This window comes from Microcoleus sp. PH2017_24_DOB_U_A (assembly GCF_020738205.1).
Classification (GTDB): Bacteria; Cyanobacteriota; Cyanobacteriia; order Cyanobacteriales; family Microcoleaceae; genus Microcoleus.
Genome location: NZ_JAEQCT010000025.1, coordinates 64,682 through 88,260 on the forward strand (window position 1 = coordinate 64,682; position 23,579 = coordinate 88,260).

A 23,579-nucleotide genomic window follows, 5' to 3' on the forward strand; every position below is an offset into this window, starting at 1 on the left:
CCAGGGGCTGGCATCTAATAAAAGATATGGATATTGAGCCGAAAAGTATTAGAAATTGGGTCGAGTTTAACTCAACCCAATTCACTTAAAACTACCCAATTCTTAAGGCTACATCGCCAGTGGGTAGGTCATTAGGACGAGGAACAATCGGAGACAAAGGAATTGCAAAAACTGCATTTCTGACGGAATCGACAGTAGCATTTTTTACAATAGCAGGAGACCCAGCTAAGTTAATTAAAGTATCGCTGCCAGATTGAGTGAATGTGGTATCCGATAATTTTCCTGTCAAAGCAATGCGATCGCCTTCACCTGGTTTAAAATCAAGTATTGTATGATTCGTTGGGAGTAGCAGAATAAAAGGCAGACTCGCAGGATCGACTCCGACCAAAACAAAAGTATCTGCACCACTACCTCCGGTGAGAGTATCGTTGCCTGTATCCCCAATCAAAATATCATTGCCATCGCCACCATTTAAGACATCATTCCCTTGCCCACCCCGTAAAAAGTCGTTACCAGCATCGCCATTAAGAGTATCGTCGCCGAAATTTCCGTTGATAATATCGTTGCCAACACCACCGCTAATTAAGTCGCTACCTTTGCCACCTCTGAGAAAATCGTCGCCTGCTTCCCCGGTGATAGTGTCGTTGCCTTTGCCGCCGTTAATGGCATCATCAATCGATGAACCGATAATGCGATCGTTGGCGCTACCTCCGCGCACGCCGCTGGGGTTTTGCTGAGAGTCTTGGGCAGTGACTTGATAGTTGTTCGGCGTATTAGGCAAGTTGAGCGATCGCAAAGGCAGATTTACAAAATTAGTATTATTCACAAAACTATTCAACACAGCAGCATTGGGAATAATACTCGAAACCCGACTGGGGACAATCCCTGCAACAACTTTGGCACTCGAAATGCGATCGCCCTGCTGCACCGCATTAACCGTCTCAAAACCTTGAATTACATTGCCAAAAACAGCATAATTGCCATCCAAAAACGGCAAAGCATCCAAAGTAAAATAGAACTGCGAAGAAGCCGTATTTAAACCACTATTAGAACGAGCCATTGCCACCGCCCCTTTCGTGTGAGGCAACTGTGGCTTTTGCGTGACAACTTGGTTGTAAACTGGCTGTGCCGCCCCTTGCGGCTTGATTTCCAAAGGAATAAAACGCGCCTGATTAGTATCCGGATCGATAAAATTACCCGTTCCCAATTGACCCGCCGGAATGCTAGTATCCTTGCTGCGCGGATCGCCCCCTTGCACCACAAAAGGATCCGGCTGGCGCACAACTCGGTGAAACATCACCCCATCGTAGGTGCCACGTTCAACTAAATCAACAAAATTTCCCCCAGTAATCGGCGCATTAGTGCCGTCTACTTCGATCGTCACCGGTTGACCATTAATTACCTGGACTACTGTAACTTTGCCTGTTAACGGGAGTGCAGCGCTCATAAGTAAATTGCTATTTGAGTAAGTGATATTTCGGTTTGATACCAAATCCTGGCTAAATGTTCCCTTTATTTCCTAGCCAGCAGAAGCGGGCATCCTCTGTATAAAAGCGGTTTTAAACACCGAATCATCAAAGGGGTGGGTAACTCAGATTTAGCAAGCACAGCAGAATCCCCACACCATACCTGTACTCAGGTTAGTGTGGGATGAATGCGAGGCAATGAGGAATTGACCGACGAGCAATATTGAACGCAGTTCAATTAGCGATGTCGGTCGGTGACTCATTGCCAATCTTTGATGTTGGCAATGAGTCAATCAGCTCTTCAATGACTTGAGTCATTGTCTTATCGGATTGAACAGCATATAGCCGTAACTTATGGAAACGTCGCTCAGACATCCTTAATCTTAATTGTTTATTTTTCATGTGGCTACACAATGGTTACACAATCATGCTACCATAGTGCTAACAGGAGGTAAAAGCAAATGAGGACGGCATACCAGTACAAATTACGCCCAGGCAAACAACAAGCAATAGAATTAGACAGGTGGTTGTCTATGCTTTGCGCTCAATATAACTATTTGTTGGCAGATAGATTTAACTGGTACGAGCAAAATCGTTGTCCTATCAATGCTTGTCCTCTTGTTTGTCACCTTCCAGAATTACGGGACAATCCCGATTACTACAGTCAAAAGAAAACACTACCTAACCTCAAGAAAACTCATCCTTGGTATGGCGAAATTTACTCGCAGGTTCTTCAGGATATTGTCAAGAGAGTCAAGGTAACTTTTGATAGATTCTTGAAGGGTGACAGTAACGGAAAACGTAGTGGCAGACCAAGATTTAAGTCTCGCAACCACTACAGAACCTTTACCTATCCTCAAATGAACGATGGATGCTTGCAAAACAATTTAATCAATCTTCCGATGTTTGGAAAAGTTAAGGTTGTTTTGCATCGTTCCATTCCGAATGGTTTCAAAATCAAAACTGCTTCTGTCACTAAAAAAGCTGACGGTTACTATTTAACCCTCAGCCTGGAAGATGCGACAGTGCCAACAATTAAACCAGATTTCAATCCAGATTTAATAACTGGTATCGATGTTGGCTTAAAGGAGTTTTTGACAACTTCTGAGGGTAAAACTGTTGCTATACCTCAACATTATCGCAAATCTCAAAAACGTTTAAAAGTTATTCAGAAGCGTGTTTCCCGTCGTAAAAAAGGAAGCAATCGAAGATTAAAAACGGTAAAACAGTTGGGCAAGCAGCATAAAAAAGTTGCTGACAAACGTAAAGATTTTCATTTCAAAACTGCTAACAACTTGTTGAAAAAATATGATGTTGTCGCGGTTGAAGATTTGAATGTCAAAGGACTTGCGCGTACATGGTTGGCAAAATCTGTTCTTGATGCCGGATGGTCAAGCTTTCTGTCGATACTGACAAACAAAGCCGAAAATGCTGGTTTGTTGGTTATCCCTGTTAAAGCGTCTGGTACAAGTCAAGATTGTTCTACTTGTGGCGTTAAAGTTCCTAAGAAGCTACATGAGAGATGGCACGACTGCCCCCATTGTGGATGTAGTCTTGACCGCGACCATAATGCAGCAATAAATATCAAAAACAGAGCGGTAGGGCATTCCGTTCTTAAAGCTCAGTTAACGTCCGAAGCAATAGCTGGAGTCGCTGAGAAGCCTACACTGTACTGTACGAGCGTCAGTGTAGGAGTATGTCACTATTAGAAGCAATTCGCGAATTGCCCCTACCCATTTAATCAGAAAACTGTAAACTTGTGTTAAGTACAGTTCTACTTGTTAATTTATGATTTCGCGCCGCAAGTTCTTTAGCACTTTATTGGCAATTTGTCTAGCCCTTCTGAGTTTCAACTTTGCCCCTCCAGCCTTAGCCCTCGGTGGCAAGCTGCCGGCGGTGAATCAAGCCGCACCAGACTTTAGTCTACCGACAAACAGCGGCGACGGGCAAATCTCGCTGTCCGATTATCGCGGTAAATGGCTCGTAGTCTACTTCTATCCCAAAGATTTTACATCCGGTTGTACGATCGAAGCGCGTCGATTCCAGCAAGACTTGCCGAAATACTTAGCAAAAAACACTCAAATCATCGGCATCAGCGCTGATGATATCAACTCCCACGCAGAATTTTGTGATTCTGAAGGTTTGAAATTTCCGCTATTAGCAGATACCGACGGCAAAATAAGTAAAGCTTACGGTTCTTGGATGAGTTTTATCTCTTCCCGGCACAGTTTTATTATTGACCCTGAAGGAATTTTGCGGGAAACATTTGTTAAAGTTAATCCCGCCATTCACTCCAAAGAAGTGTTAGCTCGTTTAGGCGAATTGCAGACTAACAGCTAATATTGTGTCACCTCGAATCACCGCAATCAAATAGGTTCGTAGTGAGGACTTTAGTCCTTCCCCTCTGTTTTCAGAGAACTAAAGTGCTGACTGCGAACCCCAATCAGATAGGTTCGTAGTGAGGACTTTAGTCCTTCCCCTCTATTTTCAGAGAACTAACGTGCTGACGGCGAACCGCAATCAAATAGTTTCATAGTGAGGACTTTAGTCCTTCCCCTCTATTTTCAGAGAACTAATATCAATTCCGGCTGCGCCGGAATGACAAGCGAGGACACGGCAGTGCCGTTTCCCTACCGTGATTAATCGTAGGGACACGGCACTGCCGTGTCCTGATTTCGGGTAATATTAATTCAGATGCAACCGGAATTGATATAAAGTGCTGACGGCGAACCGCAATCAAATAGGTTCGTAGTGAGGACTTTAGTCCTTCCCCTCTATTTTCAGATGACTTTAATCCTCACAACGAAAGTTATCATGGTTATTTTACAAGAGACGATAAATGGTAACCAGACAAGCTGTAGAGCAAATCTAAAATCGCCTGTCTCGCCATACTCAATGAGAATTGAACTTGCTATTTACAGCAACAGGCTCTGAAGAAGATTCCGGCTCTGAAAGATTTCTTTTTCGGCTAGCAAAACGGCGTTCCGGGTCAATTCCCTCAAAAGTTGGCGGCAACCAAACTCGGACTACTAACAACACTCCCAAAACTAGCAAGAATGCGCCTGTTGACAATATTTGAACCCAGGGAGTTTCCAGAACTCCCCGAACTATAACTTCTCGCAGAACAGATACAATACAAACTTCAACCGCCACGCCAATCGAAACGCGCTGCTCTTGCAAGTAAATAATGAGCAGCCGAAACAATTCCACCAAAACCAATAAAAATAGAATGTCGGCCGTCACTTCCTGAAAATTCAAAGGAGGCAGCAGCGAAAAAAACATTTCTCGCAGTTCGAGTACCATGAAACAGAACAAACCAATACACAAAGAAATTACAATTAAGTCTTGAACTGTTTCCAGACCGCTGACTATTAGTTTCAAATTCAACCATTTAGGAGGGGAATTAGTCTGGTTATTTGAACGGTTTTCCATTGACTGCTCCGGGAATCTGTTGGACTTGCTTACAGCTTAAGTTAAATTCAGCTTATATTTGCCCAAAAACAGGTTTAATTTATTTATAACCATCATCAAAATTCTGTCTAGTGACAATTTCCTAGCAACTTTTATTTATCACGCAGGCGGGTTGACTTTTTGCCAAGGTTTGTGCTATGTGAAACCTGATATTAGTAGATTTCGTGAAAAGTAGAGCTCAAAATCCTAAAATGCTGCAACTGAGATAAAATATGAAAATTGTCAATAATTATTTACAACAGCTCGATCAACTCGAGCTAGCGACTAAGGGCTCAAATCATACAAAAGCCGGAAAGTCAACCCAAAAAAGCCACCAAGAGAGGATTGAACACAATGGCATTTACACTCGCACCATTACCCTTCGCCGCTGACGCCCTAGAGTCAGGTCATATGTCGGCCAACACGTTTTCGTTCCACCACGACAAGCACCATGCTGCTTACGTGACCAATCTCAACAAACTGATTGAAGGCACCGAACTAGCCAGCAAATCCCTAGAAGAAATTGTAATGGAATCTGCCAAAGATCCATCCAAAGCCGGCATCTTCAACAATGCAGGTCAAGTTTGGAACCACAATTTCTTTTGGAATTCCCTCAAAGCGGGCGGCGGCGGCACTCCGACAGGAGCTTTAGCTGATAAAATCAATGCCGACTTTGGCAGCTTCGACAAATTCAAAGAAGAATTTAAGGCTGCTGCGACAACTCAGTTCGGCAGCGGCTGGGCTTGGCTGGTTGTGGACAACGGTACTTTGAAAGTTACCAAAACTGCTAACGCTGACACCCCGCTAGCACACGGCCAAACTCCTTTGCTGACTTTGGATGTGTGGGAACACGCTTATTATTTGGATTTCCAAAATCGCCGTCCCGATTACATTGCTAATTTCCTAGACAATTTGGCTAACTGGGATTTCGCAGCAGCAAATTTGGCTGCGGCTTAGTAACATCTGAGTTTTAGAACTGAAGTCCTCACTACGAACTTTTATCGGTTTGTAGTGGGGACTTTAGTTTTTGTTTCCGAGGACTGAAGTTCTCGCTACTAATACCGGTAATGGGTAATTGGTAATTGGTAATTGGTGAGGGGCTTTTAAGCTTTTAACCTGAAAGCTTTTTTCTGATTTCCGACTACTGATTACCAACTATCGATTACCGATTATCCTAATACCATCTTTCAGAAATCGTGCGACATAACAATTGTTGGATTTGTTGATTTTCCCCGATATCTAAGGTGCATCGCCAGTCGAAAAGTCGATTCAATGCCTGGCATTGAAAGAGAGCGACACACTCTGCAAATACAGTCGCATCATTTTTAACAAATGGTATATAGCCTTTCTCAAAAAGATGAGGTATGGCTGACAGCTTACATAAACGCTTAAATCAAGAGCGCCTTCTTCCCAACAACGTCCGCGAATCTTTGTGAGAACCGCTATAACTTAATAGGTTCGCTTAGTCCTGCAAAAGTAATGATGTAATTCGATGTAACCATTTCTATACAAGGATTAAGAATGCGAAAAACATTAATTGTAGACCACTAAGTAGGTCGGCGCTGTAAAATGCAAATATGTAAACGATTGTAAAGTATTCAAATACACATCTAGCAGCACTCGTTAGCCTTGTTTACATATTGTTACATAATAAAGTTTATTTAATCTCGCCTACCTACCTACTTAAATGGATGTAAAAATAGGTGTGGTATTTTAGGTATTTCCACTGCCTTGCACGGTATCTTAACCTGTGGAGATCGAGCCATGTGTGGGAGGGAAGGGATAGTAAAGACCTCCCGACCTCGCAAAATCGGCACTTTTCCCCTTGCTATAGCAATTTTGTTGTAACAGATAGATGTGGGGACAGATAAATGTGTGGACAGATAGATGTCTGGAGAGATATATTTTAAATATTGGGTGCAGAAACTTTTAACATAACTTTGGGAGTCTAGAAAATGACAAAAAATGTATCGGTAGTGATTCCATCTTATAATTGCGCCCAATTTTTACCGGAAGCAATTGAGAGCATTCTGGAACAAAGCTACCCTCCGTTTGAGGTGATCGTAGTAGACGATGGCTCTACTGATGATACGAAAGAAGTCTGCGATCGCTACCCGAAAGTAACATACGTCTATCAAAATAACCAAGGTGTGGCGGCTGCACGCAATACTGGTCTGCGGGTTAGTACGGGAGAGTATATTCTTTTCCTGGATAGTGATGATTGCCTGTTACCTGAAGCGATCGAGATTGGAGTCAAGCATCTCAACGCCCTGCCAGAGGTGGGCTTTGTCTTTGGTCGTTATTTCTTCTATTCCATTCAACCTGATGGCTCCTACAAAGTAGAAGAGAAATATGAGAATCAGCCTGAAGTTGCTAATTATGAAACTATTTTAGCTATCCGGCATAGGATTCAATGCGGTTGTATTATGTTTCGCCGTGCTGCCCTCGATACTGTCGCCATTGAGTCTATCGGTGCATTTGATCCAAGTGTATTAGCGATCGAAGATTACAATTTATGTTTGCGAATTGCCCGTAATTTTCCTGTCTATTTCCACGGTGAAGTCGTTTCTCAATATCGCTACACTGGCAATAATATATCCAGTAAATCGACCTACTTTCTGATCCATGCAATTCGAGATCATTCTCAGCAATGGAGTTACGTTGAACAAACTAAAAAAGAAGAATATCTAGTTGCCTATGAAGAAGGAAAAAAACACTGGACTAAGCTTTTTGGCGATCGATTGCCTTACGAAATCCAGAAATATATACGAGCTAAAGAATGGGTTGCAGCCTTGGGGATCCTGAGATTAATCTTGTATTACGATCCCAAATTCCAATCTATCGATCGGGCAATCTACGAAACATCCTATGCAACTCTGATGTCAGAGGTACGAAAGCTCCCCCTTCAAGACTCCTTAGCCTATTGGAAAAAACAACTTGCTGGAGCCCCTCCTTTATTACCCCTACCCACTGACCGACCGCGCCCCCCAGAGCAATCCTTTCGGGAAGCTTCTCTGTCTTTTGGCATTTCTGGGGAAATCGCGACTGCCTTAGGTATATTGGCCGAGCAGGAAGGGGTCACTCTCTCAACAACCCTGTTAGCCGCCTTTAATATTTTGCTGTATCGCTATACAGGTACAGAAGACGTGATTGTTGGCTCCCCTTTTGTGAGCCGTGTGAATTCAGAAAATTTTGTGAATGCTGTCCCCCTTCGTACAGATATGTCCGGCAATCCCACGTTCCTAGAGTTTCTGGGACGAGTGCGGAAAGTCGTTTTGTTAGCGCAAGCCTATCAAGATGTACCCTATTGTTTGTTGGTCGATCAATTTTGTCCCGAGATCGATTTGAGCTATTCTCCTCTGTTTCAAGTGACCTTTGTCTTTGAGGAAAATATTCCCTTCCAAACGATCGATCTGTCAAAATTAACAGCAAGTCCTTGGGTGATTGAAAATAACGAAGGGAAGTTTGACTTAACTTTGTACTTAAAACCAACCAGCGAAGGATTGGAGGGGAGTTGGTCTTACAGCAGGGATTTGTTTGATGCAGAAACCATTGAACGAATGAACGAGCATTTCCAGATTTTGTTGGCTGGGATTGTGGCTCATGCAGAACAACCGATTTCTGCATTGCCGTTGTTGCCAGACAAAGAGAAAAATTTGTTGCTTGTGGAATGGAATCAGACTCAAACAGATGAGTCACAAGATCGATGCCTCCACCACTTAGTGACTCAACAAGCAGAAGCAACTCCAGAGAAAATTGCGGTTTCCTTTGAAGGTCAAACATTAACTTACCAAGAACTGCATCAACGGTCCAATCAACTAGCCCACTATTTACAAAAAAAAGGGGTAAAACCAGATGATTTAGTTGGCATTTGTGTCGATCGTTCTCTGGAAATGCTGGTGGGATTATTAGGTGTGCTGAAGGCGGGCGGAGCCTATGTTCCCATAGACCCGAACTACCCGGACGATCGCGTGGAATACATGATCGAGAATTCCGAAGCCAAACTATTGTTAACACAACAGCAGCTTGTCAAGAACCTGCCTACCAAAGCAGCCAAAGAAGCATTGGTCATCTGTTTGGATGCGGATTGGTCTCTCATTGCCCAAGAGAGTCAGGAAACACCGATCGCAAGTGTTACGCCAGAAAATATGGCCTACGTCATTTACACGTCTGGTTCTACGGGTAAGCCCAAAGGCGTACAAGTTCTTCACCGCGGCGCAGTCAATTTTTTACGTTCGATGCGCGAGCAACCGGGAATCTGTGAGGCGGATATTTTGCTGTCTGTCACCACTCTCTCGTTTGATATTGCAGTCTTAGAACTGTACTTACCCCTGACTGTGGGAGCGCAGGTTGTCATCCTGAGTCGGGAAGCTGCCATGGATGGCAGAAAGTTATTAAGGACGATCGTCCAATTGGGGATTACGATCCTGCAAGCTACCCCAGCGACTTGGCGATTATTATTGCTGGAACCGGGTTGGGAAGGTCAGTCCCGGATGAAAATGCTCTCCGGTGGGGAAGCCATGCCCAAAGAATTGGCTGCCCAATTGTTAACCAAAGGTACAGAACTTTGGAATATGTACGGGCCGACAGAAACAACAGTTTGGTCAACGGTTTATCAAGTCAAAGATGCCGAACAGCGAATTTTAATTGGTAAGCCGATCGCCAACACCGATATCTACATCTTAGATCCTCTCCTGCAACCCGTTCCCATTGGGGTGGCTGGGGAATTACATATTGGTGGTTCAGGATTAGCCCGGGGCTATTTGCAGCGTGACGATTTAACCACAGAGAGATTTATTCCTAATCCATTTCGGGAAAGCGAACGAATCTACAAGACGGGGGACTTAGCGCGTTATTTGCCAGATGGAAATATTGAGTGTTTGGGTCGCCTAGATTTTCAAGTCAAAATTCGCGGTTTTCGGATCGAACTCGGTGAAATCGAGTCTGTTTTGGTCAAACACCCCAAGGTGCAGCAGGCCGTTGTCATCGTCAGGGAAGATGTTCCAGGCGACAAGCGTCTAGTGGGTTATATTGTCGCCCTCAACAATCAGAACCCCACCATCCAAGAACTGCGAAGTCTGCTCAAAGACTACGTACCAGAATATATGGTGCCGTCTATCTTTGTTTTCTTGGAAGCTCTACCCCTAACACCTAATGGTAAGGTCGATCGTAAAGCTCTACCCGTACCCGAACAATCTCGCGAAGCAAAACCAGTCGAATCCGCCACACCCAATCCTCCCGCTCCCTCCGAGACGACAAATAAAGTACAGCAAGAAAAGCCAAGAGAATTGGCCCGTCCCCAGGATGATTTGGAAATTCAACTCATCAAGATTTGGGAAAAAGTATTGCATACTTCACCCATCAGTACCACAGATAATTTTTTCGAGTTGGGAGGACATTCCCTATTAGCGATATCGCTAATTCGTGAAATAGAGGAAACCTACAAGAAAGAGCTATCTTTAGCTATTCTTTTCCAATCACCAACGATTCAGCAGTTGGCTAACACCCTTCGCGAAGAAGGATGTTTGTCTTCTGCACAGGCTTTAGTCACGATTCAGGAAGGCAGTTCCAAACTACCTTTATTCTTCATTTACGGCATATTTCTTTACTATGATTTGTCAAGACACCTCGGCAAAGACCAGACCTGTTATGGAGTTTATCTCAACGAGGAAGTCAGTATGTTCCAAAAGGATAAACTTGACAAATCACCAACGGATTTAGTGAGTGTTGCAGATATGGCAACTCGCTATCTCAAAGAAATCCAAAAACATCAACCTAAAGGGCCTTACCTCCTAGCGGGTGAGTCATTAGGTGGCTTAGTAGCCTTTGAAATGGCACATCTACTTCATTTACAGGGTGAGGAGGTAGCTTTACTGGGTCTTTTGGATAGTGCGATTCCAGGAAAAAACAAACTGTCATTCAGCCAGAAGCTGGCTTTTCATCTCAAAAAGCTGCGCCAACAAGGGCTTCCCTATTTGTTAAAAAAGATCCTAAAATCGAAGACTAAATCGACTTCTGGCATGATGATTAATAATCATAAGGTAGATCCTGGAGTAGAGTTTCGGAATTACGCTTTCAACAGTTACAAGCCACAACCTTATCCAGGCAGGGCGGTTTTGTTCCGAGCGAAGGATGAAAGTCACTTTAGCACTTTGGAAAACTGGAAGGATCTGGCAGTTGGAGGATTAGACATATATGATATCCCTGGAGATCATCTAAGTATTCTTCAAGAACCCAATGTCCCTGTCTTGGCCGAAAAAATGAAAGTGCATATCGATCGAGCCTTAGCAAAACTTTAGGCTGTTGAGTTGAACGACTTATAAAAGCGATTCAACAGGCTATGACAGATCGAACAATGCGTCAAAGCGTCGCCAATCTGGCGGCGCAAATCCAATCTGAAAATGGTATTTTGCCAATGCAGTTGCTATCGTACAGGAAATCTAAAATCCTGATACTGTTTGCGAATAACCGGTATTTTAGTGGAGGAATTCAAAAGGGAGCATCTCTTTTTTGAAAAAATTAATTATTATAGTGCGCCCTGTCGCGAGCTCGCGAGTGCTGCAATACTCGCTCTTCGGGGATAGCACTATAGTAAATGCAAAACTGAGATGCTCCCATTCAAAATCCCGTAAGTCATTCCCGAATCTAAAATCTAAAATCCGCGAAGGGGACAGTAAGTGCCGAGTTCGGTTCAGAAATCTCAAATTGTGTTATAGTGCTATCGGTAACTCTTTTACAAATTTTGTAGTTTCAGTGGCTGTTCGCGCGATGACCTCTTCACCAACCATAGCACCCGTTCGATCGAGTCAAGTTACCCGCAAGCCTTATCCAAATTATCGGGTAATAGTCCTCAACGACGATTTCAACACGTTTCAGCACGTTGTGGAATGTCTGACTAAGTACATTCCAGGCATGACGAGCGATCGAGCTTGGAAACTCGCCGACCAAATCCACAACGAAGGCCAGGCCACCGTCTGGGTTGGCCCGCAAGAGCAAGCAGAACTTTATCATATGCAATTGAGCCGTGCTGGGCTGACAATGGCTCCCCTAGAGTCTACTTAACTGCTATTGGCAATCCTGGACGCATTTTAACCAAAATCTCTCCTGGGCTAGCCGTGCGATGAAAGCAATCTCAGCCTCAAAGAGATTGCTTTCATCGTATTGCACCTCAGACAAGGAATCTTGGTGTTGGTGCTGATTTACCAACTCAAATTGTTGATATTTTAGGATTTACACGCGCGGGTGAGAAACCCGGTTTCTTCTTAAATACTGCGCTTCCACACCAATATTTCTCGCACAAACCGGGTTTAGAAGAGCGTTTAGTGTATTTATCTACTTAAATTTTTAAGACCACACTTTGGTTAATACATATAGCCTTTCTTAGAAAGATGAGGTATGACTATAAATGGAGTTTTTAATGCGACCTCGCTTACTATATAATAAATATAAGAGCGCTCGCATCCCAACAACGTACCTCACTTTTTTGAGAACCACTATAGATCTACAGGCTGATTTAAACCCAGAACTTATTGGAGTCCGCTTAGCTAAATTTGAAACCTGCCAAAATGGCAACATGACTCTATCTTGATGATTTAGATTATTGGAAAAGGTGAATAATCTTGCAATCACTTAGGAATGAGAATTAAATAACTTACAAATTGATGGTTTTTGTGGGATGGGCGTCCCGCCCGTCCTCTCATGACTGGCGGGACGCCCATCCCACAAATATGTATAAATTATTTAATTCGCGATGCTTATTGGGCTGGAATTGCCAAAGTCCTTTGAATCAAATTTTCGGACGGGTTCGTCTGTCCATCCCACAAGAAAAAAAAATTGTGGATGGGCTGGCGAACCCGTCCTAGCTATTTTTGCAACAAGTCTATTATCGCAGTTGACGATCGCCCGCGAGCACTCTCAATCAGGCGATCGCGCTCACATCTCAAATCTTGAACCGAAGCGACCCGAATCTGTTACAATTTTCAACATAGCCAGAACATCACACTCGCCGGAACTCACTTGCATAGGGATATAAGCCCCGACTTAAGTCGTGGAGAACCGAAAAAATAGATATTTAGTTGAATATCCCAGATTCATCTGTAGAGTCAATCTAAAATCTAAAATCTCAATTCGATGACACCGGAGTCAATCTAAAATCTAAAATCTAAAATCTAAAATCGACCGATGGAAACCCTGCAAACCCAACTTTATCAACTCGCACAATTTGCTAATAATTTAGTCAACACTCAACTGACACACCTGAGTTTAGTCAGTGTCGGAGTGATTTTTCTGGCAGGGTTGCTAACGAGCTTGACGCCCTGTATGCTTTCCATGTTGCCGATCACGATCGGCTACATCGGCGGATACGAAGCAAAAAGCCGCCTGCAAGCTGCTGCCCAGTCGGCATGGTTTGCCCTGGGATTGGCGACAACTCTTGCGGGTTTAGGCATTGTAGCATCATTTGCTGGTCAAGTTTATGGCAAAATTGGTCTGGGTTTGCCGATCGTTGTCAGCATCATCGCGATTTTAATGGGGCTGAATTTACTGGAAGCCTTACCCTTACAAATGCCGTCTTTTGACGCTGTGGGCTGGGTTCCGAAAGATTTGCCTGCGGGCGTGCGATCGTACTTATTAGGCTTAACTTTTGGTTTAGTAGCTTCTCCGTGCAGCACGCCGGTTTTAGCTACCCTTTTAGCTTGGGTTTCCAAAACTGGAGATCTAGTTTTAGGCGGTGTGTTGCTGCTGTTTTACGCTGCGGGCTACGTGGCTCCGCTGATTGTAGCAGGTACTTTTACCGCGAGCATTAAAAAGTTGTTAGAATTGCGCCGTTGGTCGAGTTGGATTACGCCTGTTAGTGGCGTTTTATTAGTAGGATTTGGCGTGTTTTCTCTGCTTTCCCGCATTCTTCCCGCCTAAAATTCGCAGTAAAATTCGTAGTAAGGTTCGTAGTAAGGACTTCAGTCCTTTAAGAATTACCGAAAACAATACAAAATTGAAGGATACAGAGAATTAATTAATTGTGATTGGTAGTGTGTTACCCAATTACCAATTACCAATTACCAATTACCAATTACCAATTACCAATTACCAATTACCAATTACCAATTTCCAATGATATCAAAAGAAGTATTTCTATCTAAAATATCAGACTGGGCGACTGCGCCTCTAAAGTTTTTCAAGCGAGAACTTTTGCCAGTGCTGGCAGATTTGCGGCTGGCAATTATCTTGCTGCTGGCGATCGCATTTTTCAGCATTTCCGGCACCATCATCGAACAAGGTCAATCTGTAGAATTTTACCAATCCAACTATCCAGAACACCCGGCTTTGTTCGGCTTCCTAACTTGGAAAGTTGTGCTAATTGCAGGACTTGACCACGTATACCGCACTTGGTGGTTTTTGTCAATCCTAATTTTGTTCGGCAGCAGCTTGACAGCTTGCACTTTTACCCGACAATTTCCGGCACTAAAAGCCGCCCGCCGCTGGAAATTTTATGCAGAACCGAAGCAGTTTGAAAAATTAGCTCTCAGTGCGGAATTAGAAACAACTTCTTTAAGTTCGTTAGAACAACTTTTGCAGCAAAAAAATTACCGCATATTTCGAGAAGGTGAAAAAGTTTATGCTCGCAAGGGCATAATTGGTAAAATCGGCCCGATTATTGTTCACGCGAGTATGCTAATTATTTTAGCTGGGTCGATGTTTGGCTCGATGACTGGATTTATGGGTCAAGAATTGGTTCCTAGCGGTGAAACGTTTCGGGTGCAGAATATCACTGATGCTGGGCCTTGGGCGGGGCCACAAATACCGAAGGATTGGTCGGTGCGTGTGAATCGGTTCTGGATCGATTATAGTCCGAGCGGGGCGATCGACCAATTTTACTCGGATCTGTCAGTTTTGGACAAAACAGGCCAAGAGGTCGATCGCAAAACCATTCACGTTAACGAGCCTCTGAGATACCGCGGAGTCACCTTTTATCAAGCAGATTGGGCTTTAGCCGCCGTGCGAGTTCGCCTCAACAAAAGCCCGGTTTTACAATTGCCAATGGCTCAGTTATATACCCAAGGTAAAGGCAGAATTTGGGGTGCTTGGATTCCGACAAAACCAGATTTGAGTGCGGGAGTTTCTCTGCTAGCAAAGGACTTGCAAGGCACAATGTTAGTCTACGGTACTGATGGCAAATTGTTAACGACTGTTCGCGCCGGTACAGCAGTTGAAGTTAACGGAGTGATGCTGGCAATTGATGAAGTTGTTGGCAGCACGGGATTGCAAATTAAAGCCGATCCAGGAATTCCGCTCGTTTATACTGGCTTTGGGTTGCTAATGCTCAGCGTGATGATGAGCTATCTGTCTCACTCGCAGATTTGGGCTTTGGAAAAAAATGGCAAGCTATACGTCGGCGGGCGCACTAATCGCGCTCAGGTGATATTTGAAAGAGAAGTTGTGGAGATTTTGGACAAGTTGGCAGAATTGAAAACAGCAGATACCAAAAGTGCGATTACTGAGACTTCTCTAGCTAATTAAAACTAATTGTAGGGTGGGCAATGCCCATCTTACATCCGGGTAAAAACGATAATTAAACAGGAAATAAAGGTGATAAAAAGGATTGAATTCAGTCAACACGCCTTACTAAAAATAGAAATTCTAGAAAGTCGCGGGGTGACAATATCAACAGATTTGATTTCGGAAACTATTAGAACTCCTAGTAAGTTAGAAGCAAGTGGTGAAGGAAAGTTTATTTGTCAACAAAGATTGAATGGACTTGTCCTGAGAGTGGTTTACCAAGAATATAATGATAAAATTTTAGTAATTACTGCTTATCCGGGTAAGAGGTCAAGATATGAAAAAGATTAGATACAGCCAAGATGTAGATGCGATGCTGATCGAAATTTCCGATAGCCCGATCGCCTATGCCGAAGATGAAGGGCAAATGATTCTGCACTATTCTAGCAGCGGAGAACTGGTATTGATCGAAATATTAGATGTGAAACAATTTATCTCCTTAGAATCTCTCTCCGAAGCAATTAAGTAGGGTGTTCTACTCTAGCGTTATTTTCGAGCCAAACCAACAATCTCACTGACGCACCGAAAGCAAAAAACGGTGCGTCAGAATCATGCTTTCGGTGCTGATTGAGAATCTCAAGGACGCCCCTACCGCAATCAGTACCAGCCGCAGAAGACTCAACCTTCTACTTCTCGTGCCGCACCTCAACCACAGTGTGCACGTTCCCCCGTGGCAGAAAATCGCCCTTAATCGTCACTTCCAGCGGCGCGCAAGCTGCGACAAAATCATCTAAAATTTGATTGATCGATTCTTCGTGAGAAATGTAGCGATCGCGATAACTGTTAACGTAGAGCTTCAGCGCCTTCAACTCGACCACCCGCTCGTCGGGCACGTAAGTAACGTGAATCGCCGCAAAATCGGGATAGCCTGAAAACGGACACTTGCAAGTAAACTCCGGCAAGGTAATGTTAATCGTATAGCGCCGCCCGACTCGCGGGTTCGGGAAAGTAATTAACTCTCCTTCCAAAATCTCGCGTTCGCCGTATTTCATTTCCTCGGTACTTGACTTTTGCGACATACTTTGTGCAGTTGGGTGGTTGTTCATAGCGATCGACTGAAAACTTCTAAGATTTAATTAAACTCACTCTCAAAATCTGTAACAAATATCTTGACGAATTGTGTTGCGATCGATCTAATTGCAAATACTCTCAGGCTAAACTTAAAAAAGTTCACCCTCGCCATCTACAATTATGCAAAATACTACCTTATCTGACAATACGAACCCTGAAAACTCAAATAGTTACTCTGCATCGGTACCGATTTCCCTCTATCGAGAAGTCACGGCGGAATTGCAAGCAGCCCAAGCAATGCTCGACTCCCTCAAAACCCACAACCAGCAATTAGTTCAACAAAATCAACAACTGCGGCGAGAAGTAGAAACAGTAGTTCAAGTATCCCAGCAGCTACAACAAGTAGTCAACTCGGCTCAGAACGTCACCCAGACTGGGATGCCTCAAATGCCCTCAGTCAAATTCAATTTCAGCGTTGAACCGGAGCCCCCAGCACCTGTAACCTCGCGGACTAGCTCTGCCGTACCTCAACCACCTCAGAAAGTGGCTTTCCCCTTCCCTCTACCGGAGCCAACAGCCCCTCCCATGCCGGATACACTGCCAGAAAAATTATTTGCAGAGGTGCCGGAAACTCCTTACCGCATTCGATCTCAACCCAAAAAAGCCTCAGACTTAAGTGGATTGTGGTTGGCGATCGCCATTTTTCTGATTGTTATTGCTGCCTTCGGTGCAGGTTATTTAGTTGTTCGCCCTTTGTTAAAGGGAAAGTGACACTCCGCGTCCTAAACGCGTGGGGATTCTTGGTTCCGGCGTTGCTTAATCAGGGTATGAAAAAAAATAAGTTAAAAATCCCCAAGCTTTGTCGATAGTGGTTTCTATGACTGGCATATTTAGCCTTTCATACCGTAAATCAGCAACGCCACAAAAGATTTTGAAAGCCGCCCTAGAACGGCGGGACTTTAGACCCAATTCTTCGGTAAATTTCAACAAGAATCCCACGGCTCGAACCGTGGGATTTTAACGAAAACCTAGCATAAAATATTCAAAGTTACGCTAATTGGCTATCATCCTCTGGCTGCACTCGTTTCTACTAAACGAGGTGCATACTGCTCTTCACAAGCAGAACCTAGAATGCCCACCCCGGGCTCGAAACCGCGCGTGAACTCAGTGAGTTTTACCTGTTTAGCTTCCAAAGCTGTCTGTAGCACCTTCATGGCTCGGTGAGGGTCGCCGGCTCCGCAGAAAAATAAGTCTGCTGCAAAATAACCGTGTTCAGGCCAAGTATGGATTGCTATATGAGACTCTGCCAAAGTTGCAGTAGCCGTCACTCCGTGAGGACTAAACTGGTGTACGCACAAATCGATGAGAGTAGCTCCTCCGGCTTCGATCGCATCGAGTATGGCGCGGCGGATACGTTCAGGATCGTTGAGGAGGTCTCCAGGAGACTCCCAAGCATCAGCGACCAGATGGGTTCCCAATTGTTTCATTCTGCGGGGTTTTACCTCTAACTCACAATGTCTCAAACCTTTTGACAATAGCACGGATTCTAGAAATTTTCAAGTAAATTACCAAAAAAATTCCAAAAAATAGTTGCGAGGGCCCTCGCAACTATTTTTTGGGGCGCTTTGTCGCCAGTCAAACGCCGGTGCGAGATCTCGCACCGGCGAGTAGCGCGCCACTGCAAAAAAGCGACGTAACGTAAGTGAAGCTTTTGACTTCACGCGCGATCGATCGCTAGCCTGCTCCCAACTGACAATCAACACGCTACCGGACATCCGATCAATCGCGGCTGTGAGTAGCCCCATTCGGCAAAATAGCCCCGCTCAAAGCCGCTTGGTTCAAATTAGCAACATTCAAGCTAGCCCCAATCAAATTAGCCTCCGACAAATTAGTTCCTGTCAAATTTGCCCCTGTCAAAGAACTCAGCAGCAAACCCGCTCCCGACAAATTGGCGTGACTCAAATTCGCTCCCCGCAAATCTGCTTCCAGCAAGCTAGCACCCGATAAATTTGCACCGCTCAAATCAGCTCCCCTGAGAGAAGCTTTGTTCAAATTCGCAGCCCTCAAATCAGCATTATGCAGAATCAAACCATTCAAATTAGCTTTACTCAAATTAGCGCCTTGCAAGTCAGCACCGCTCAAATTAGAACCATTTAAATTAGCTCCTTTCAAGTCAGCACCGCTCAAGTCAGCACCGCTCAAATTAGCAGCACAAATACAAGCCTCCCGCAGACTTGCTTCGCTCAAAATCGCCCCAACCAAATTGACACCGCTGAGATTTCCGCGATTGAGATAAGCCCGAATTAGATTTGCACCGCTCAGGTTTGCTCCGTTCAAATCTACTTCGCTCATAATTGCTCTAGTCAGATTTGCTCTGCTTAAATCAACCCCACTCATAATTGCTCGGCTCAGCGTCGCCCCGCTCAAATTAGCCTCAATTAGTTTCGAGCCACTTAGCAAACAAGCTCCGACTAAACTCGCTCCAGTCATCACAGCTTTGCTCAAGTCAGCGCGAGACAATATTGCTCCGCTGAGATTTGCTCCGCTAAAATCGGCTCCGATCGCCACAGTTCCCGTTAAACTACAACTGCCTAGGTTCGCTTCAATTAATTTCGCCTTAGATAAATTAGCCCCGCTCAAGTCGGCACCATTTAAATTAGCTCCTATTAGTTTACTTCTAATTAAGTTGGCCCCTTTCAAATTAGTGCTGCTCAAATTAGTTCGACTGAGATTAGATTCAATCAAATGAGCGGCAATGAGGTTGGCTCCTCGAAAATCTCGTTCCCCGTTTCTATGTCTAGTTACAAGTTCATCGGCACTTAAAATCTCAGTGAAATTCATAAAAAAATTGAGTGAGTTTCCTTAATTTCTCGATGTTCAATGTTGTCTGAAAGTTTGTATGCTCGTGTTTGCTAGTCAGTTCTTAAACCAATACTGCCGCAGTAATAATTATCAAAACTGGTTGATTTCTAGCATCACCCTGATAATTTACGTAGAACTCACGAAAAGCCACCCGGTTTTTCGTAAAAGTAGGGCTTGGCTAGGGGCATTTATGAAGAAACCGAGTTTCTCGCTTCCGCCTGTAAGTCTTATGCTGCTAAGAGTTAGTTGCGGCTGATGTTAGTTGTTAATTGTTAGTTGTATTTATACTAACTGCTAATCACTAACTATTAACTACTAACTATTTACAAAATATCGATAAATCGATAAGTTGTCGATCGCATATTTTTGGGGTTCTTGCTGGCGGCACCCGCGCCACATTCACAGCCCACAAATTGCTGGTACAGGGGAGCAAATCTATTCTATTAGTTCCCGAAAGAAATAAGGACTCGAAGCTTCAACTCCGAATATCTTTTAGTTTTTGCCTTCTTTCTTCGATCGCCCATGAAAGCAGAGCCCGGTCAGCTCAGCTAGTGTCACCTCCCCCCACTGTGCTCAATGCAGCGTGAAATCGAACAGGAAGGCTGTTTCGCTCGCCTGGCCGATCGAGTCCCAGGCGAAACCAGCAATAGGCTGCCATGGGCCTGAGATTTCGCCAAAAAAAGCGCCGCGAGCCGTTCCCGTACTCCCGCGCTGCTGTGCTTGTTGTTAATGTTTACTCGATCCATGAGCGCTTGCGCTTCTAATTAACAGAACGCCCGACACCAGACGCGCTCCCGGACATAAAAGCTGTTCCTGGGCTGGAAAAAATGCTTCGCTGAGGCATTCCCAGAAAAACTATATTCCTTTAGCCGGTCTTGCCTAAGGCAATTGGGCTGCTACAGCCAACCAATGACCAGCCTAAGTCTTGCCCCAAGGCGACGACAATAATTATTCTAATAATTGCCGACCACCGCAGGCCGTACTCGGCGCGCGGGACTGGCTACTTCACCTGATATAATTTGCTGAAATTAGCCACCCCATAATTAAAGATAGTCGCTCTTTGACTAACGGGGCAATCTCTGCTGCAATTTTAGTCATCCAATTTGATAATACTCCAGGGTTTGCAACCCTTGCAGTAGTGAGTGTTACAGACTCACAAATCGCTGCGGATTTAGAGTGTAAAAATTTATAGAGCCGATCGACCAGCCGACCCAAAGCCCAGCTCGCACTCTCAAAATTCAACTTTTGCTTGGTCGCTTTTTTGAGGTTTCCCGAACAAAACAAAAGCCGGCTTTCACAGAAAAAGCCGACTTTTGAGAGAATTTTACCCGCATTCGGCTAAACGCCTGCGCCCTAAACAATCCGAGTGCGCCAGTGCGATCGTCCCAGCCGTCGGTAGAAATAATAGACATCTCCAATAATTATTGTGGAACAGGCATCTTGCCTGTTCCAGACTTGCTTTTTTGGAGAGATCTAATACCCAAACAAAGTCTGAAGGATCAAACCCGACGCTTGCCAGCAACGCCCTGATTGGGGTCGTAAATACCAGGCGTAGTATCAGCGCCGGGAGTGCCGGGAGTGCCGTAATCTGCCCGAGCGGTATCCACGCTGGGAGAGTCGTAGGTGTTCCAATCCTGAATGCCTCCGCGGCTCAGAACAGCCCCAGCTTTAGCGACTTCTGCTTCGCTGCCGTCAACCAGTACCAAGTAATCTCCCCTCGCCACTCGATCGTTATAAGCTCTGGCTTCCTCTTCAGGAATTCCCAAACCGACTAAAGCTCCGATCAAGCTACCCGCAGCCGCACCCAAAGCAGTACCTGCTAGCGTAGTGGCGATCGCCGTAGCCGAGGCTCCAGCCAGCATAATCGGCCCGATACCCGGAATTGCCACCAAGCCGAGACCTACCAACAAGCCAGTCAAACCGCCCAGGGTTCCGCCTGTGAGCGCACCCTTAGTCGCCCCTTCATCGGCCTTGTTGTCTGCGCTGTCGTGCACGTCAATGCCTGCGATATCCCCTTTAGAATCGCCATCCTTAGCAATGACCGAAACCCGATCCATGTCGAAACCCCCTGTTCTCAGTTCTCCCAGCGCGTGTTCAGTCTCGCGGCGAGTGGAAAACACGCCCACAGCGCGCTTGTGGCGACCCATCGATCTGCGGCCGGTGTCTGTAGGCACATCGTAAATGCCCCAATCCTGAATGCCCCGCACGCTCATAATTCCTTCGGCGGTGGCCAACTCAGCATCCGTTCCTTCTACGAATACCAAATATTCTCCGCGCGAGAGGCGATCGTTATAAACCTGAGCTTTGGCTTCGGGAACACCCAAACCGACCAAACCGCCGACCAAACCGCCCGCAGCAGCCCCGATCGCGCCTCCGACTACAGTATCAGCAAGCAGAGTGGCGATCGCGCCCCCCGCCATCACCGGGCCAACTCCCGGAATCGCCAGCGCCCCAATACTTCCGAGCAACCCAATCAAACCGCCCGTCACGACTCCCGCTGTCGCGCCAGCTTTCGCGCCGCCGCCCACTTTCTCGTCCGTACTCTTAGCAGCACTAGCGCCCGCAATTTCGCTGCGATCGAGATTTTCTCCAACTACCGAAACCTTATTCATCGGAAACCCGCTACTTTGCAGTTCCATCAAGGCTAGTTCCGTATCGCGGTAATTAGAAAACGATCCTACAGCCCGTTTGTGTTGACCTAAAGCCATTTCTTTTCTCCTTCAAAAAATACTGTTTTTACACAACTACAAAATTTACGATCTGCTTGCTGCCATCAATCACATTTAGTCATTTTTTCCCCACATTTTTCATCGGTCGCTGGGAATAACCTCGACCTCTATCTTCCGACAGGTTTCCACTAATCATCGGGAATTTTAAATCGTAAATTGCCAATGGCAAATTGCCAATGGCAAATTGCAGGTATTGCGCGAGTTTGGAACGCGGATTTTTGAGTGAGTTAATCTTCAACTCTTTAACTCAAAAAAACGCAACCGGAAGATTCACGTAAGCGTTGTAATCCACTGCGAAAGCACTTTTGAAATCCCCAACTTTCCCTCTTACTTGTATCGGTTAAATCCGTCAAACTATCCGTTACCAAATCCGTTGCCTAACTTCCTTCTAATTTATTACTTGGTAGGCGATGCGGCGGGTGCAGCGGGGGCGACAACAGCCGTAACATTCACGCTTTTGACACCCTTAATTTCTTTAGCTAGCGGCTCTATTTTAGCTAAATCAGTTTGATTTGGAACTGTGCCACCTACGGTAACAGCCCCGTCTTTTGCCTCAACAGTGAGCGCACCTTTAGTAATGTTCACTTCCAACTTAGAACGAACTTCACTTTTCAGGTCGCCATCGGCTCTGATTGCATCGCCACCAGTCACATTGTTGCGCTGTTCTCTGGCCCTGATATCAGAATTTGCTTGGGCTTTGCGAACATCGCTAGTTGCGTCGGACTGAGTTTTTTGAACATTCTCGGCTGGGGGCGGGCTCTTGACATTTTCTGTGGTAGAATTAGGAGCATCGGCGCTAGTTTTAGCCCCCTCAGTGCAAGCAGCAGCTCCAAATAATAGGAGACCGCTGATGAGAATTGGTGTTAGTTTATTCATAATATGTTAATACCCTCCGGGTAAGCTGTCGATGAGTGAGACTTCGTTGAGTGAGATTAAGCCACACAGAATTTTAGCTGCTGCTTTCTGCTCTCTAAAAAGCCTTATCTCAAACATATAAAATTTAGGAATCCGCTACATCGCTCCACAGGTGTAAAATTTACCTCTGTCCTTAGATAGAGTACAAAAAATAAAATAAGGTCTTATAGCATTTTAGATTTTAGATTTCGGCGCGAGCGTCGAACGATTTTAGATTTTAGATTTCGGCGCGAGCGCTTGTCGAAGTGTCGAAGGATTTGCGATTAGGGATGAGTTACTGAATATTGGTTTGAAGCTGACAAAGCAGTTGCATTCTTTTTTCAAACGGGTATTAGATTAAATTTAACTTAATTATTCCGGGACGCACTATTCATCATCAATCAGGTTGATTCGATATTTTTAGTTACCAAAGCTAATATTTTTAGAGATACCAAGTTCAAAAACGTAAGTTTTATTAATAGATTCGATCGCCACTAAAAACTAATTTTTCCTGATTACCAATTACCAATTACCAATTACCAATTACCAATTACCAATTACCAATTACCAATTACCAATTACCAATTACCAATTACCAATTACCAATTACCAA

Annotated in this window: 18 protein-coding genes; 10 read left to right on the forward strand and 8 right to left on the reverse strand. The window is 44.7% G+C overall.

Annotation, left to right across the window (positions count from 1 at the left end; genetic code table 11):
- Window positions 1-91 precede the first annotated feature (91 nt).
- A complete protein-coding gene (locus tag JGK07_RS05340) occupies window positions 92-1,447 on the reverse strand; it encodes a peptidylprolyl isomerase (protein WP_293176451.1) in 1,356 nt (451 codons plus the stop codon).
- A 480-nt stretch (window positions 1,448-1,927) separates the two neighbouring features.
- On the opposite strand from JGK07_RS05340, the gene JGK07_RS05345 reads away from it, so the two are divergent.
- Entirely contained in the window at window positions 1,928-3,175 is a 1,248-nt protein-coding gene (locus tag JGK07_RS05345; protein WP_293176453.1) for a transposase, read from the forward strand.
- Window positions 3,176-3,254: 79 nt separating this feature from the next.
- A complete protein-coding gene (locus JGK07_RS05350; RefSeq protein ID WP_293176455.1) occupies window positions 3,255-3,806 on the forward strand; it encodes a peroxiredoxin in 552 nt (183 codons plus the stop codon).
- A gap of 552 nt (window positions 3,807-4,358) precedes the next feature.
- On the opposite strand, the gene JGK07_RS05355 is transcribed toward JGK07_RS05350, so the two are convergent.
- Window positions 4,359-4,898, reverse strand: a complete 540-nt coding sequence (locus JGK07_RS05355) for a phosphate-starvation-inducible PsiE family protein (RefSeq protein WP_293176458.1) — start codon at window positions 4,896-4,898, stop codon at window positions 4,359-4,361.
- 372 nt (window positions 4,899-5,270) lie between these two features.
- On the opposite strand from JGK07_RS05355, the gene JGK07_RS05360 reads away from it, so the two are divergent.
- The 7 genes from JGK07_RS05360 (at window position 5,271) to JGK07_RS05390 (ending at window position 15,939) form a co-directional block, all read left to right on the forward strand.
- Window positions 5,271-5,873, forward strand: coding sequence for a superoxide dismutase (locus JGK07_RS05360; protein WP_293176460.1), 603 nt, complete (start codon window positions 5,271-5,273; stop codon window positions 5,871-5,873).
- A 998-nt stretch (window positions 5,874-6,871) separates the two neighbouring features.
- A complete protein-coding gene (locus JGK07_RS05365) occupies window positions 6,872-11,215 on the forward strand; it encodes an amino acid adenylation domain-containing protein (protein WP_293189525.1) in 4,344 nt (1,447 codons plus the stop codon).
- A 469-nt stretch (window positions 11,216-11,684) separates the two neighbouring features.
- Window positions 11,685-11,978, forward strand: a complete 294-nt coding sequence (clpS, locus tag JGK07_RS05370) for an ATP-dependent Clp protease adapter ClpS (RefSeq protein ID WP_293145351.1) — start codon at window positions 11,685-11,687, stop codon at window positions 11,976-11,978.
- A gap of 1,119 nt (window positions 11,979-13,097) precedes the next feature.
- A complete protein-coding gene (locus JGK07_RS05375) occupies window positions 13,098-13,829 on the forward strand; it encodes a cytochrome c biogenesis protein CcdA (protein ID WP_293145339.1) in 732 nt (243 codons plus the stop codon).
- A gap of 195 nt (window positions 13,830-14,024) precedes the next feature.
- Window positions 14,025-15,431, forward strand: coding sequence for a cytochrome c biogenesis protein (locus JGK07_RS05380; RefSeq protein ID WP_293241497.1), 1,407 nt, complete (start codon window positions 14,025-14,027; stop codon window positions 15,429-15,431).
- 69 nt (window positions 15,432-15,500) lie between these two features.
- Window positions 15,501-15,761 carry a DUF4258 domain-containing protein gene (locus tag JGK07_RS05385; RefSeq protein WP_293210262.1) on the forward strand — a complete coding sequence of 87 codons (261 nt, stop codon included), beginning with the start codon at window positions 15,501-15,503 and terminating at the stop codon, window positions 15,759-15,761.
- The gene (locus tag JGK07_RS05390) at window positions 15,748-15,939 is read left to right on the forward strand and encodes a DUF2283 domain-containing protein (protein WP_293176466.1); all 192 of its coding nucleotides are present in this window, start codon (window positions 15,748-15,750) and stop codon (window positions 15,937-15,939) included. The genes JGK07_RS05385 and JGK07_RS05390 overlap by 14 nt, the downstream gene beginning before the upstream one ends.
- 157 nt (window positions 15,940-16,096) lie before the next feature.
- On the opposite strand, the gene queF is transcribed toward JGK07_RS05390, so the two are convergent.
- On the reverse strand, window positions 16,097-16,516 hold the full coding sequence (gene queF, locus JGK07_RS05395; RefSeq protein WP_293176468.1) for a preQ(1) synthase: 420 nt from the start codon (window positions 16,514-16,516) through the stop codon (window positions 16,097-16,099).
- 145 nt (window positions 16,517-16,661) lie between these two features.
- Between queF and JGK07_RS05400 the strand changes: the two genes are divergently transcribed.
- Entirely contained in the window at window positions 16,662-17,252 is a 591-nt protein-coding gene (locus JGK07_RS05400; RefSeq protein WP_293176470.1) for a hypothetical protein, read from the forward strand.
- 293 nt (window positions 17,253-17,545) lie between these two features.
- Here the strand turns inward: JGK07_RS05400 and speD are convergent, their stop codons facing one another.
- The 5 genes from speD to JGK07_RS05425 form a co-directional block, all read right to left on the reverse strand.
- Window positions 17,546-17,968, reverse strand: coding sequence for an adenosylmethionine decarboxylase (speD, locus tag JGK07_RS05405; RefSeq protein WP_293176472.1), 423 nt, complete (start codon window positions 17,966-17,968; stop codon window positions 17,546-17,548).
- A gap of 292 nt (window positions 17,969-18,260) precedes the next feature.
- The gene (locus tag JGK07_RS05410; protein WP_293176474.1) at window positions 18,261-19,322 is read right to left on the reverse strand and encodes a pentapeptide repeat-containing protein; all 1,062 of its coding nucleotides are present in this window, start codon (window positions 19,320-19,322) and stop codon (window positions 18,261-18,263) included.
- A gap of 1,520 nt (window positions 19,323-20,842) precedes the next feature.
- Entirely contained in the window at window positions 20,843-22,051 is a 1,209-nt protein-coding gene (locus tag JGK07_RS05415) for a general stress protein (RefSeq protein WP_293207356.1), read from the reverse strand.
- Window positions 22,052-22,130: 79 nt separating this feature from the next.
- On the reverse strand, window positions 22,131-22,310 hold the full coding sequence (locus JGK07_RS05420; protein WP_293176478.1) for a hypothetical protein: 180 nt from the start codon (window positions 22,308-22,310) through the stop codon (window positions 22,131-22,133).
- A 158-nt stretch (window positions 22,311-22,468) separates the two neighbouring features.
- Window positions 22,469-22,948 carry a BON domain-containing protein gene (locus JGK07_RS05425; protein ID WP_293176480.1) on the reverse strand — a complete coding sequence of 160 codons (480 nt, stop codon included), beginning with the start codon at window positions 22,946-22,948 and terminating at the stop codon, window positions 22,469-22,471.
- Window positions 22,949-23,579 lie beyond the last annotated feature (631 nt).

What these genes read in the sequence shown, in the direction of transcription:
- JGK07_RS05415 (WP_293207356.1), bottom strand. Translation starts at nt 22,051, where the DNA reads ATGGCTTTAGGTCAACACAAACGGGCTGTAGGATCGTTTTCTAATTAC.
- JGK07_RS05365 (WP_293189525.1), top strand. Translation starts at nt 6,872, where the DNA reads ATGACAAAAAATGTATCGGTAGTGATTCCATCTTATAATTGCGCCCAA.
- JGK07_RS05360 (WP_293176460.1), top strand. Translation starts at nt 5,271, where the DNA reads ATGGCATTTACACTCGCACCATTACCCTTCGCCGCTGACGCCCTAGAG.
- clpS (WP_293145351.1), top strand. Translation starts at nt 11,685, where the DNA reads ATGACCTCTTCACCAACCATAGCACCCGTTCGATCGAGTCAAGTTACC.
- JGK07_RS05380 (WP_293241497.1), top strand. Translation starts at nt 14,025, where the DNA reads ATGATATCAAAAGAAGTATTTCTATCTAAAATATCAGACTGGGCGACT.
- JGK07_RS05425 (WP_293176480.1), bottom strand. Translation starts at nt 22,948, where the DNA reads ATGAATAAACTAACACCAATTCTCATCAGCGGTCTCCTATTATTTGGA.
- JGK07_RS05390 (WP_293176466.1), top strand. Translation starts at nt 15,748, where the DNA reads ATGAAAAAGATTAGATACAGCCAAGATGTAGATGCGATGCTGATCGAA.
- JGK07_RS05375 (WP_293145339.1), top strand. Translation starts at nt 13,098, where the DNA reads ATGGAAACCCTGCAAACCCAACTTTATCAACTCGCACAATTTGCTAAT.
- JGK07_RS05350 (WP_293176455.1), top strand. Translation starts at nt 3,255, where the DNA reads ATGATTTCGCGCCGCAAGTTCTTTAGCACTTTATTGGCAATTTGTCTA.
- JGK07_RS05400 (WP_293176470.1), top strand. Translation starts at nt 16,662, where the DNA reads ATGCAAAATACTACCTTATCTGACAATACGAACCCTGAAAACTCAAAT.
- JGK07_RS05345 (WP_293176453.1), top strand. Translation starts at nt 1,928, where the DNA reads ATGAGGACGGCATACCAGTACAAATTACGCCCAGGCAAACAACAAGCA.
- JGK07_RS05355 (WP_293176458.1), bottom strand. Translation starts at nt 4,898, where the DNA reads ATGGAAAACCGTTCAAATAACCAGACTAATTCCCCTCCTAAATGGTTG.
- JGK07_RS05340 (WP_293176451.1), bottom strand. Translation starts at nt 1,447, where the DNA reads ATGAGCGCTGCACTCCCGTTAACAGGCAAAGTTACAGTAGTCCAGGTA.
- JGK07_RS05410 (WP_293176474.1), bottom strand. Translation starts at nt 19,322, where the DNA reads ATGAATTTCACTGAGATTTTAAGTGCCGATGAACTTGTAACTAGACAT.
- speD (WP_293176472.1), bottom strand. Translation starts at nt 17,968, where the DNA reads ATGAAACAATTGGGAACCCATCTGGTCGCTGATGCTTGGGAGTCTCCT.
- queF (WP_293176468.1), bottom strand. Translation starts at nt 16,516, where the DNA reads ATGAACAACCACCCAACTGCACAAAGTATGTCGCAAAAGTCAAGTACC.